General features: G+C 53.6%; 10 protein-coding genes. All 10 read left to right on the top strand.

Annotation, left to right across the window (positions count from 1 at the left end; translation table 11 throughout):
* Nucleotides 1-103 precede the first annotated feature (103 nt).
* Nucleotides 104-2,323, top strand: coding sequence for an O-antigen ligase family protein (locus tag P1P89_19440; GenBank protein MDF1593688.1), 2,220 nt, complete (start codon nt 104-106; stop codon nt 2,321-2,323).
* A 146-nt stretch (nt 2,324-2,469) separates the two neighbouring features.
* On the top strand, nt 2,470-2,829 hold the full coding sequence (locus tag P1P89_19435) for a four helix bundle protein (GenBank protein ID MDF1593687.1): 360 nt from the start codon (nt 2,470-2,472) through the stop codon (nt 2,827-2,829).
* Nucleotides 2,830-3,189: 360 nt separating this feature from the next.
* Nucleotides 3,190-4,065: a hypothetical protein gene (locus P1P89_19430; GenBank protein MDF1593686.1), complete on the top strand. Its 876-nt coding sequence runs from the start codon at nt 3,190-3,192 to the stop codon at nt 4,063-4,065.
* An 81-nt stretch (nt 4,066-4,146) separates the two neighbouring features.
* Nucleotides 4,147-5,421 (top strand): outer membrane beta-barrel protein, encoded by a 1,275-nt coding sequence (locus tag P1P89_19425; GenBank protein ID MDF1593685.1) that lies wholly within the window; start codon nt 4,147-4,149, stop codon nt 5,419-5,421.
* Between the two features lie 167 nt (nt 5,422-5,588).
* Nucleotides 5,589-5,948 (top strand): four helix bundle protein, encoded by a 360-nt coding sequence (locus P1P89_19420; GenBank protein ID MDF1593684.1) that lies wholly within the window; start codon nt 5,589-5,591, stop codon nt 5,946-5,948.
* 170 nt (nt 5,949-6,118) lie between these two features.
* Entirely contained in the window at nt 6,119-7,150 is a 1,032-nt protein-coding gene (locus tag P1P89_19415; protein ID MDF1593683.1) for a polysaccharide export protein, read from the top strand.
* Between the two features lie 245 nt (nt 7,151-7,395).
* The gene (locus P1P89_19410) at nt 7,396-9,642 is read left to right on the top strand and encodes a polysaccharide biosynthesis tyrosine autokinase (GenBank protein MDF1593682.1); all 2,247 of its coding nucleotides are present in this window, start codon (nt 7,396-7,398) and stop codon (nt 9,640-9,642) included.
* A gap of 293 nt (nt 9,643-9,935) precedes the next feature.
* Nucleotides 9,936-10,712, top strand: coding sequence for a hypothetical protein (locus tag P1P89_19405; protein MDF1593681.1), 777 nt, complete (start codon nt 9,936-9,938; stop codon nt 10,710-10,712).
* A gap of 137 nt (nt 10,713-10,849) precedes the next feature.
* Nucleotides 10,850-11,722 (top strand): hypothetical protein, encoded by an 873-nt coding sequence (locus tag P1P89_19400; protein ID MDF1593680.1) that lies wholly within the window; start codon nt 10,850-10,852, stop codon nt 11,720-11,722.
* 177 nt (nt 11,723-11,899) lie between these two features.
* Nucleotides 11,900-12,754 carry a glycosyltransferase gene (locus P1P89_19395; GenBank protein ID MDF1593679.1) on the top strand — a complete coding sequence of 285 codons (855 nt, stop codon included), beginning with the start codon at nt 11,900-11,902 and terminating at the stop codon, nt 12,752-12,754.
* Nucleotides 12,755-13,077: the final 323 nt, after the last annotated feature.

Raw genomic sequence — 13,077 nt, 5'->3', positions numbered from 1 at the left:
AACCAATAAATCAACTATTTTGTTAATAATATTATATGTTTAAGATTTATTTTACGCGCTTAAGTTAATGGCATTGACTGCTTAGTGCTGACTTTCTTTTGTTATGATTCATAAGCAAACCAGAACGGATCGAATTATATTTACAGGGGTCATCGGCCTGCTGATCTTCGCCCCGCTGTTTTTCGGCTCTGTACACGTGTGGGCCTATACCGTGGTGGAGCTGGGGGTGTTTGCCCTGCTGGCGCTGTGGGTACTGGACCGGTTCATCTTTTCAAAAAGCGAAACCGTGGCATGGGTAAAAACCCCGGCCAACCTGTTTCTGATCCTGCTGCTGGGTTTGATCGGCCTGCAGCTCGTCCCGCTGCCGCCTTCCTGGGCAGCTTTTATTTCGCCCCAAACCTATGCCGATAATGAGACCCTTTACAGCGTAATGGCCCGTGCGGGTTTGGATGGCGGGGATTGGATGGCCCTGGCGTATTATAAGCACCCGGTGGTGATCCAGGGACTCAAACTGATGACCTACCTGGGGATGTTTTTCCTGGTGCTCAACATTGTCCGCTCCAAAAAGCGGATGAACATTTTGATTTATGTCCTGATTTTTATGGGTCTGTTCGAGGCCCTGTACGCCATCTACCAGCTTTTCAGCGATGCCCCCCGGATCTTGTGGTGGGGCCGGCGCGGCGGTCTTGCCGGCCGGGCCAGCGGCACGTATATCGTTTCGAATCACTTTGCGGGGTATTTGGAGATGGTAATCCCGCTCCTGTTCGGGTTCATGATCGCCCAGCCTCGGCGCCACCGCCGGATCGTTTCCGGACTGGGCGGCAGCCGGGCCGCCCTGCAGCGCTTTGTGGGCCTGTTTGCCCCGGAGTCGGCCAGCCCCCGGATGATCTTCTTCTTTTTTTCCGCTCTTGTCATGACCCTGGCGCTCCTGCTGTCGGGTTCCCGGGGCGGCATCCTGGCCATGGGCATCGCCATGCTGGGGATTGCCGCCATCTTTTTCAGCAAAAGCGGGTATCGCAAATACAGTGTTCTGGCCATCGCATTCTGCGTTCTGGCCTTTTCCTACGGAGTGCATATCGGCATCGATAATACACTCAAGCGTTTTGAACAGGTGGGAAGTCTGGAAGAGCGCCTCTTCATTACCCGGACGATTGTCCCCATGGTGAAGGCATATAAAACGACCGGGGTGGGCTGGGGCAACTTCCGGTATGTGTATCCGCGCTTTTCCCCGGATGATTTCAACCGGGTGTCCTCCAGCGGGCATGCCCACAACGACTGGATCGAGGCCCTGGGCGAAGTGGGTCTTGCCGGCGGCATGCTGATGGCGGCGGCCTTTATCGGCTTTCTTTTTAAGATGGTCCGGGTGTGGCGCAACCGCAGGGACCTTTACGCCCTGGGGGTGGGGGCCGGGGTGATGGCAGGCATTCTGGCCGTTGCCTTTCACAGCTATTTCGAGCTGAATATGCACATACCGGCCAACCCCCTGACCCTGGCGGCAATCCTGGCCCTGGGTTATGCCGCCCTGCATTGCCAGGGGCGCGGAATCAAGGAGCGCTTTTTTTACCGGACCCGGGAACTTCCCCTGACCCGCCCCAGGCGCTATGCTGTTGCGGGCGTGCTGCTCCTTTCCCTTGCCGTCGGAATGGCCGCCGCTGTCCGGCATTTCCGGGCGGAGATCAAGGCGCCCACCGAGTGGAACTCCACCCTGAACCTGAACTGGAACCCCCAGCTCATCGATGTGCAGCAGGCGATAGAGATCAACCCCTACAATGCCGAGTACCATTTTAAAAAGGCCGGTCTGTACATGCGGGCCAAGTCCGCCCATGAGATGGAGCGGCGCGAATACAATGACGCCGCCATATCCGCCCTGGAAACGGCGGTGCGTCTGAACCCGGCCAGCGAAATTTACTGGAACGATTTGGGACTGCGCTATTCCCTGCGCAGCTACGATCCCTATGATTATGTCCTTCGCTGGCTGCCGCTGGCGGAAATCTGTTTTGACCAGGCCGTTAAAAGCGCCCCCAATGCTCCCAACATTCTCTTTAACGCAGCCTGGTACTGGGCCTGGCGGGCGGTCATGCTGCCGGAAAAGCCCCAGTTGGAAAATTCGCTACCTGCCGGTGCCATCCGCATCCGAAGTGATGCCGTCCGGAAATTCCAGGACTTGTTTCGGCGCTCGCTGGCGCTCAACCCAAAGCCTTGGCAGGAGGCTGTGGAGCGGGTATGGGAATACCATCCTGATGATGCCGTGGTCCTGGGAATTGTGCCGGCGGACAACGAGAAGCTCAAGGGCGAGGTGTTGAAGAAGGTTATTAAAAAATGATGAAACGGCGTACGGCGCTCGGCGTACGGCGAAGGGCTTAAGGTACAAGACGAAAGGTTAAAGGACAACGGTGCACGGCGGAAGGGAAAAAGTAATGGGCAATAGGCGTTCAAAGACAAACGGAACGGTTTAGGGGAGTAAAAATTTTGGGAAAGTTTCAGGAACTTAAGGTGTGGCAGCGGGCAAAGAACTTAGCGGTTTTTATTTATAAACAGACCGAAAAAGGCGAGTTTGCCAAAGATTACGGTTTGCGTGACCAGATCCGAAAAGCGTCGGTGTCCATCCCAAGTAATATTGCTGAGGGAGACGAGCTTGATACGGACAAGCAATCCAACAGGTTTTTTTACATTGCGAAAGGGTCTACGGCGGAAGTTTTAACTCAGGCCATTATCGCCAAGGAAATTGGATATCTTGAGAGTGATACTTACCTGTATATTGAAAATGAATGTAAAGGGATATCCGGCATGTTAGTCCGCCTCATCCAAGCGCGATCCAAACAAGAATAAATAAACATTTGTGCCGCATTACCCGGTAATATAATTTCCGTACCTTATGCCTTCAGCCGTATATCCTTGTTTGCCCTGAGCCGGTAGCCTTGCGCCTTAAGCCGCTACCTGCTGTTCATCATCCCGCTTGTGGTATCTAACGAAAACCCAAAAGAGTTTATATGGCTAAACAAAATAAATACTTGACATTGAATCTGGAGTATTGATAAGAATAATTGTTATCTTTTTTGTCTATCTCTAGTTAGTATTTTCCAAAACCAATTCACTTTATGTAACTCAATGTTTTAATTATATTTAAACAAGTTCTGGTTGCTTTTGTTAACAAATCGTTCCAAATAGACAACATTATGGAGAGCTGTCATGAAAGTAAAAAAGAATTTATTCAGCCTGTTTTTATTATTTCTGGTGGGGGGTTTTGTCCTGGCTCCCGGTGCTGATGCCGCCACGCCGATTGCATCGATTTCCGCATTTGACGGTGAGGTCTCGATCCTTTCGGATTATAAGATCGTAAAGGTCACCCGGGCGGGTCAGGTTCTTAAACAAGGCGACCGGGTCCAGGTCAAGGTCGGTTTTGCCGCCGTGACCTTTAACGACGGCGCCACGCTGAACGTGAATCCCTATTCCAGCGCGCTGATCCAGGAGCAGGAAGAAGAAACCGGCTTCTGGATTTTCAAGGTCAAGAAAACCGTGCGCCGGATTACCTGTTTTATCGGCAAGCTGAAATTCAAGAGCGGCAAATCCATTCAGGACAACTATCTGCAAACCCCCACGGCTGTTGCCGGTTTGCGGGGCACCGAAGCCGAAGTGGGATTTGACAATGTCAATAACTACCTGAACATGATTTCCGGCGAACTTGCTGCGACTTACGGCGATTTCATCCGGGGATTTTTTGAAAATCCGGGGGTGGATGCCGCCACCAAAAACCAGGTTTTCCAGGCCCTGGAAAAAGCCAAAGACACTGCTGAGACAGGGAACCAGCAGGCCGCCCAGGTGGCAGCTCTTGAGGTGATCCAGACCGCCGCCCAGGAAATGACAAAGAATCCGGATCCAAATGTGGCAAAACAAGCGCAAGACGTTGTGAACCAGACCCAGCAGCAGATTGATGACGCCAAGAAGGGCATTGAACCAACGCCCACGACCCTGGCGCCAACGCCGACCACGGTTCAAACCCCCATCATTACATTTACAGAGAAGACAACGACGTCAACAACTTCTAGCACATTGTACACTAAATAAAAATCAGGGGAGGTGCGGTCTGGACCTCCCCCTTTTTATTGATCACATTTTTATTTAAAAAATATATTATGAGGTGTGAAAATGATTAGAACCCAATGTCATAAAGGACGTGTTGGAACGTTGGCGGTATTGCTTGCCCTGCTTTTCAGCCTGCAGGCGGCCGCGGCTTTGGCCCAGGGCAATATCCGTCTCGGCCGGACACAGGTGGATCTGGGTTTGAAATACGAGCTGAGATATGTCGATAACATCTATTATGAAAGCGCAAACGAAGAAGAAGATTTTATCCACATCGTGACGCCGAGCGTCGACTTTGCCTACAACGGCAGCAGCCCCGACAATTATTTCAAGACCGGCTACTCGGTGGCCCTGGCCGCCTATTCGGATTTTGACCAAAACAACTATCAGAGCCACCACCCGTATCTGGATTTGAGCCTGAAAACTCCGGTAGGGTTTTATTTTAAGATTTATGATGGTTTTCTCTATACCCAGGACCCCTATGGCTCCAGAAACAGCTATAACTTAGGAGTCAAAACCAAGCGGATGGACAATACGGCCGATGTTGCCCTGGGGTATGAGTTTTTCAACAAATACTCCGTCGAGGCCCTTTACCGGAATTATTTCATCGACTATGACCTGAAAGAAGATGAATGGCAGAACCGCATGGACAATCGCTACGGCGGCGCCTTTTATTATCATTATTCTCCCAAGACCTTCTTCCTGGTGGAGTACCGCTTTACCCAGGCTGAATACGACAAGCAGAACGACGACCTATTCGACTACAGCAGGGGCGCGAATTGGAGTGCCAGTAAGTCTCAGGACTACACCAAGAACGATGTGTTCGTCGGCGCCAAGTTCAACCCGGGCGGCAAGTTGGGCGGGGCAATCAGGGTCGGTTGGGGCAGCAAGGATTATGACAACAAGACCGATATTCTCGGCAAACCATACAAGGACATGGACGGCTGGATTTCTGAGACCGCCTTCTACTGGCAGGCCCTTGCCCGGACCCTGTGGATCGTTGAACTGGGGCGGTCTTTTGAAGGTTCGCCGGATGCGGATGCCGCCGGCTATATCGATACGTATTTCAAACTCTCCCTGCGCCAGGGCATGGCCAACCGCCTCACCGGCCTTCTGGGTTTTGAATACAACAACAATGACTACGAGAACGAAGCGGCCGGCCGTCCCAAGAAGGAGTTTGACATTTACGGCGTTACCGCCGGCCTTGAATATGAAATTCAAAAGTGGCTCACCACCAGCCTGCAATGGGAATACCAAACCAAAGAAGCCAGCGACGGTCTTTACCCCACCCAGGAATATGACCGCAATGTCGTGAAGTTTGTGATCGACAGCAAGTTTTAAAACCGCTCCACCTGATCGATAGATTCCTAAAAGGGAGAGTGAAAGCTCTCCCTTTTTGTTTGTACAAGGTGAAAGGCAAACGGCGCAGGGCAAACGGCTAAGGGCAAAAGGCAAACGGCGCAGGGCAAAAGGCGAAAGGGAACAGATATCAGTTAAAGGGAAAAGAGATGGGAAACTTTCAAGCCCTTAAAGTTTGGCAGCGGGCAAAGGACTTAGCGGTTTTTTTGTATAAACTGACCGAAGCGGGGCGATTTGCCAAAGATTATGGTTTGCGGGACCAGATTCGAAAAGCGGCCGTATCCATCCCAAGTAATATCGCCGAAGGAGACGATCTCGATACGGACAAGCAGTCGAACAGGTTTTTTTATATTGCGAAGGGATCTACGGCAGAAGTTTTAACGCAGGCAATCATCGCATTGGAAATTGGATACCTCGACAAGGAAACTTACCAGTATATTGAAAATGAATGTAAAGGGATATCAGGTATGTTAACCCGTCTCATCCAAGCGCGGTCCAAACATGAATAAAGGACTATTCGTGTTTAACCCGACATCTTAAGCCCTGCGCCGTATGCCGTGTGCCCTGGGCCGTTCTTTAATTAAAATTCCCTTGCTTTTTCAGACGGATAGCGATAAGTAAAAAATTTATGTCCGTAAATCCGCCCTCAATTTACCAAAAGGGTATATTCATGAGTCTGATGAAACGTTTAGTCTTGATTTTATGCGCTGTGGCGCTTGTGTACGGTTGCGGCACCAGCGGAGAAGTGGTGCAGGTGACCACCGTTTCCGATGGGGATTTAAAGGGCATCGGTGAAGAAAACATTGCCCAGTTGGACGAGATCATAAAAGCCCGGAAAAAGGACCAGAAGCCCGATAGCATCGACCAGGTCCTGGAGAAGACGCCCCAGTATACGCTTGATCAATACCTGAAGCTGAGCCCGGAAGCCAACAATCCCAGCGCGCTGGATTACAAGGTGGGCGGGTACGACGTGATCGATATCAACGTATATGAAGAGGCGGACCTTTCGCGAAAAGACGTGCGCATCAGCGCCGACGGCTACATTTCCTTCCCGCTGGTGGGGCGTCTGCAGGTGGAGGGCCTCAATACGTCGGAAATCGAAAAGATGATCTCTGAAAAACTGGCCCAGGGGCAGTATCTGCTGGATGCCCATGTTTCCGTGACCGTGACGGATTATAAGAGCAAGCAGTTCATGGTGCTGGGGGCGGTGAAGGAACCCGGCTCCTACCCGCTCAAGGCCAAGGAGCGGGTGCTGGACGCCATTTCCCGGGCAGGCGGGATCGTTTTTGAAAATGTCGGCAAGCAGGTCAAGATTATCCGTACGGTCAGTCTAAATGCCGGAACCGAAAAAAAAGTAGTGGTAAGCATGAATGTTGATGGCCTGCTAAAGGGCGGCGCTCAGTTTCTGCTCCAGGACAAGGACCTGATCTACATCCCCAAGGCCGAGCATTTTTATATCATCGGACAGGTCACGACCCCCGGCTCTTATCTGTATCAGCAGGAGAACATCACCCTGGTGGAGGCCATCAGCATGGCCGGCGGGTTTACCCCCATCGCCGCCCGGAACAAGACCCGGATCGTGCGGGTGGAAGACGGCATTGAAAAAATCATTCAGGTTCAGGTGGACGCCATCACCAAGTCCGGCAAAAAAACCCAGGATGTCAAAATTCTGCCGGGGGATGTTATTGTGGTGCCGGAAAGTTTTTTTTAATGACGGCTTACGGCCAATGGCGTACGGCGAACGATACAGGGATCAGGGTTGAGGGGTTAGAATAGTAGGCAGTCGGCAGTAGGCAGTCGGCGGTCGGCACAAAGAGAGGCTGCGGTTGTAAAACGGACTTATCCTTCCGTGCGCCTTGAGCCCTGTGCCGTGTGCCCTTTTCTCAATACTCAACAAGTTGACGGCTTAAGGCGAACGGCTCGTTGTAACAATCAACGTCTCAAAAGAAAACAATAATGGAAGAAAACAGAGAAGAACAGATTGACCTGCGGGATTATCTGCGGGTGCTGGCCAAGCGGCGCTGGACGATTTTCAGCATATTTGCGCTGGTGGTCCTGACGGTGGCGGTTTATACCTTTACGGCCATTCCGATCTATCAGGCCACGGCGCGGATCGTGATTGAAAAAGAAAACCCCAACCTGGTCTCCATTCAGGAAGTCATGGCGGTGGATGCCACCGGCTCGGACTATTACCAGACCCAGTACAAGATTATTGAAAGCCGGACGGTGGCCCGGGAAGTGATCCGTCGACTCGACCTGCAAAACAGCCCGGAGTTTTTCCCGGAGCCCAAGGACGACGTGATTTCCAATGTCAAGGCCTGGTTGGATACAACCCTTGCGACCTGGAAAGACTGGGTGCAGTCCCTTTTCAAAACCGGACCGGATCCCGCATCCCTTGACCCGGAGTCGCTTTCCTCGGACTTTAAACTGGTCAACGCCTTTAGTGAGCGCGTCAGCGTGGAACCGATCCGCAACAGCCGGCTGGTGGATGTCAGCGTTGAGGCAGTCAGCCCCAAAATGGCCGCTGCAATGGCCAATGAGCTGGTGCGCGCCTACATCGACCAGAACCTGGAAGCCAAGCTGGTGGCGGCAAAAGATGCCGTCCAGTGGCTGGGGGACCGCATTCAGGAAGAACGCCGCAAAGTGGAGGCGGCTGAAGGCGCACTGCTGGCCTATAAGGAAAAGTTCCAGATCATCACCGATTTTTCCAGCGACGCTGAAAAAATTACAGCCCAGAAACTGGCCCAGCTCAACGCACAGGTGGTGGATGCCGAATCCGCCCGGGTGGAGGCTGAAACCCGCTACAAGCAGGCCATGGCCCTTGACGATACCCCCGACATGCTCGATTCCATACCGGAAGTACTGAAGAATGAACTGGTCCAGGAAATCAAGAAGATGGAGGTCAACCTCTATAACCGCATGTCCGAACTTTCCAAGAAATACGGCCGGCGCCATCCCCAGATGCTGGCCATCGAGTCGGAGCTGGAAGACCTGCAAAAGCGTAAGGTTCAGGAAGTCAAGCGCGTGGTCAATTCCCTGCGAAACCAGTTCCGGCTGGCGGTTGCCAAGGAAGAATCCCTGAAAAAGGCGTTGGAGAAGCAGAAGAACGAAAGCCTGGAGATGAACAAAAAAGCGGTCCAGTACGGCGTGCTCCAGCGCCAGGCTGAAAGCGCCCGGCAGATGTATGAAATGCTGATCAAGCGCTTTAAGGAGACCTCCCTGACCGAGGAGATGAAAACCGGCAATATCCGGATTGTGGACAGGGCTGAAACCCCCATCAAGCCGGTCAAGCCCAAAAAAAGGCTGAACCTGCTCCTGGCCCTGGTGGTGGGGTTGACCCTGGGGATCGGGCTGGCGTTTTTTCTGGAATATCTGGACAACACCATCAAGCTGCCGGACGAGGTGCGGGACTACCTTAAGATCCCTTACCTGGGTCCGGTGCCGGCCTTTGCCAAGGCCAAGAACCGGGACGGCATTCCGTCTGACCTGGTGACATTGCATTCACCCAAGTCCACGGCCAGCGAGTCGTTTCGCGGCATTCGCACCGGGGTCCTCTTTTCTTCGGCCGACAAGCCGCCCCAGGTCATTCTGGTGTCAAGCTCCGGACCGGGTGAAGGCAAAACCGTTTGCGCTGCAAACCTGGCCGTGGCCATGGCACAGTCCGGTTCCCGTGTGGTCCTGCTGGACTGCGATATGCGGCGGCCGCGGCTGCACAAGATGTTTAACATCAGCCGTGATGTGGGCGTGTCCAATGTGCTGGTGGGTTCCAGCACCCTTTCGGAAGCGCTGGTTGTCGATGCCGCCCCGAACCTGGACGTGATTCCCTGCGGGCCGATACCCCCCAATCCTTCGGAAATGATCGGATCCAACAAAATGAAGGAGCTGATCGAAACCCTGCGCAAAGACTATACCCGAATCATCATCGATTCCCCGCCGGTCACGGCTGTGACCGACTCGGCCGTGCTGGCCCAGGCTGCCGATGGGCTGATCGTGGTGATCCGGGCCGGGGACACCCCGCGGCAGATCGTACAGAACGGGGTCTCCCATTTAAAGGCCCTGAATGCCCCCATCCTGGGCGCTGTTTTAAACGGCGTCAATACCGGAAAGGACAGCTACTACTATTATCAGTACTATTATTACTACTACGGTGAAGACGGCGAGCGCAGAAAGCGGTTTAAGTCGGATAAAAATAAGGGCGCTTAAATGCCGGTGAATAATAACGAAAAGCTATAGGCTGAAGGCTATAAGAACAATGTCGAGTGATGAGGAAACGGCTAAAGGCTAACGGCATAGGGAATAGGGGATAGTCTTTTCGCGTGCGCCCTGCGCTTTGTGCCGTGCGCCAGGCTCTTAATTACTCAACGGCATCGAAAAGTTGTATTATCTTTTTCCCGTGTGCCGTGTGCCGTACGCCATGTGCCAGGTTCTTAATACTTAACAGCTTACCAGCTTATTTTTGAACCCTTGAACCTTCGAAACCCGGACCCCTTTTTCCTATGATTGACCTGCACTGCCATATTCTGCCGGGTATTGACGACGGCGCAGCCGATGTGTCGGAAAGCATCGAAATGGCGCGGCAGGCCGTTGTCGACGGCATCCACACGGTGGTGGCCACCCCCCACAGCCTCAACGACGTATATTACAACCCCCTTGAAAAAGTGACCGACCTTCTCAAGAACCTGAGAGAAGTTTTAGCGGCCGAGAGGCTGGCTTTGAAAATCTGCCCGGGGTCGGATGCCCGCATCTGCCTCGGCATGGCGGAGCGGGTCGCGGCCGAAGAAGCCCTGACGATCAACCTGAACGGGCGTTATATCCTGGCCGAATTTCCTTCCCAGGTAATTCCGGCCGAGTCCCGCAACGAACTGTTCAAGCTGAAACTCAACAACATAACCCCGATTATCACGCATCCGGAAAGAAATCTGGTGTTTCAGAACCGGCTCGACTTTCTGTATGAACTGGTGGAAATGGGATCTTTAATCCAGATTACGGCCATGAGCGTCACCGGCGAACTGGGCGAGGCGGCCATGGCGTGCGCCCACGAACTCCTGAAAAGACGACTGGTCCATGTCATCGCCTCGGATGCGCATTCTTCCCGGCACCGTCCCCCGATACTCTCCCAGGCCGTTGAAGCCGCCGCCCATGTCATCGGGGATGAAAAGACCGCACGGGCGATGGTGACCGACTGGCCGGCAGCGATCCTGGCCGGAGAATCCTTTGCAGTGCCGGAGCCGCGACGCAGGATCGAGCGAAAGTGGTGGAAGGTATTTGGATAGGGATCGGGGGGCGTGGAGAAAGGCTTAAGACTGAAATGGCAGTGACGGGTAAATAGTGACGAGTGGCCGGTTAGCAGTAGGCAGTATGCAGCAGGGAGTAGGCAGTAAGGAGAAAGCAGTCGGCAAATGGTGGGCTCATGAACTTTTTCACCGGCAACTCGCAACCCGCAACCCGCAACATTTCTGAGGAGCGAATGCTGCCGATTTTTCGGGTCATTATTTTTGTGCTGGCATCCATTCTCCCGGCAGCCCCCTGTTTGGGGGGAACCCTGGCTATCAGCACCCGGACGACCCTGACCATTTATGCGGACCGGATACAGGCGGATGTTTTTGTGGAAAACAACGGAAGCGAGCCCGCTTACGGGGTACAGGCCAATCTTTATATTTTCGATCGCCTTCACAGCGCCGATGCCGTGGATCAGCTGGGGGTGAAGCAGAACCGGTCATTTCAGCTCGATGTTCCGTTGCCCGCAAACCTAAAGGGGGAGTTTCCCTTTGTGGGAGAGGTTATTTATCACGATGTCAGCCGGCTGACGCTTACTGCGCTCTCCGCTGGCACTTTTAAGCTGGGATCGTCCGGCGCCGGGATTTTGTCCGGCCGGGCGCCGGAACTAACCCTGAAAGCAAACGAAAGTTTATCCGTCCAGGTGAGCAGCGGGGATTCCAAATCCCGGGATGTCTTTGCCACCCTTTATCTTCCCCGCAGACTGACGACGCCCCAAAAACAAAAGCACATCAAATTAAAGCCGTTTGAGACCGCCGCCGTCGATTTTCCGCTGACACACCGCCATGGCGCCGGCAGCGCAACCTACCCGGTGTTTTGCACCCTGACATACCAAGATTCCGGCGTAGCGTATGCCGCTGTCGTCCAGACGACCGTCCATGTCAAGGACTTTCAGAACTGGTTTGTCCAGACCCGCCTGTACTGGCTGGGTGTGGGGGCGCTGATCATTCTGGGATGGGTGTGGGTAGGGGTGACGGCGGGGGGATTGTTGATTGATGATTGTTGATTGGCGATTGGTGATTGACGAGGGACGATTGAGGATTGGCGATTAAACGGCTTATGGCGCAGGGCGCAAGGCGGACGGCTCAGGGAAGGTAATGTCAGTTTATTCCGTAAGCCCTGCGCCGTGTGGCGTGAGCCATGTTCTTAAACATGCAATTTTAGAAGTCGTCGGCAAATGGAGATGAATCAGGTGAAAGCCAAGTGGCAAGACTCCGTATCGATTGTGATTCCGGCCTATAATGAAGCTGGACGCATTCTGGCCTCCCTGACGGCCTTGAGGGCTTTCTGCCGGGACCGGTTTTCCGGTTTTGAAATCATCTGTGTGGACGACGGCAGCAGCGACAATACCTGGGAGATAATTTCCGGCCTGGGTGACATGCCGTTTGTAAAACCGTTGCGATTGGCCCAAAACCGCGGCAAGGGGTTTGCGATTCAGCAGGGGATGCAGCAGGCCGCCGGACGGTTTCTTTTTTTTACGGATGCGGATCTGCCTTACCGCCCGGAGGCTCTGGATGCGGCTATGAACGCTTTTTACCAGGAAACGTGCGATCTGGTTGTGGGCGCGCGCGAACTATCAGATCCGGGTCGCCATCTGCCTGTCGGTCAGGCCCGAAGCATTGCCAGCCGGGTGTTTTCCGGCCTGGTGGCCCGTCTTTTCAAGCTGGCGGTTCGGGATACCCAGTGCGGTTTCAAGGGGTTCAGCCGCGCGGCCGCCCGGCAAATATTTCCCCGGCTGAACGTATGGGGCTATGCCTTTGATGTGGAAATATTTATCCTGGCCCGGCGCCTGGGGTTGAAAATCTGCCGAATACCGGTGACGCTTGTGGAACAGACCGGCTCCAAGATCAGCCTGACCAGAGACCCGATTGTCATGCTGTACGACCTGATCCGGCTGGCGATACGGGAGAGAAGGCGAAGAATCAGGGGCCAGGGGTCAGGGATCGGGTGTCAGGGGCCAGGGGTCAGGGATCGGGTGTCAGGGACCAGGGAACAGGGGGCAGGGGTCAGGGGTCAGGGATCGGGGGCGGAAGGGTAGTGGTGATTGATGATTGACTAGAGATGAATGACGAGGGACGAATAAAAAGGCTGGGAAGCTGGGAGGCTGAGAAGCGATCAAGAAAGGTTGAAGCTGAGAAAATGAGGAGAGGGCAAAAGGCTTAAGGACGGAAGGGCAGGGGGGTAGGGAGTAGGCAGTAAGCAGTAGGGAGTAGGGAGTAAGGAGTAGGCAGAAAGCAGTCGGCACGGGCGGTAACCCTATCCTTCAGCCTTCAGCCTTCAGCCTTCAGCCTAAAGACCTGAAGACCTGAAGACCTGAAGACCTGAAGAACTGAAGAACTGAAGAACTGAAGAACTGAAGAA

It is taken from the genome of Desulfobacterales bacterium (assembly GCA_029211065.1).
GTDB lineage: Bacteria > Desulfobacterota > Desulfobacteria > Desulfobacterales > JARGFK01 > JARGFK01.
Note: the sequence above shows the minus strand (reverse complement) of the source record. Positions and strands in the feature narration are given on the sequence as shown.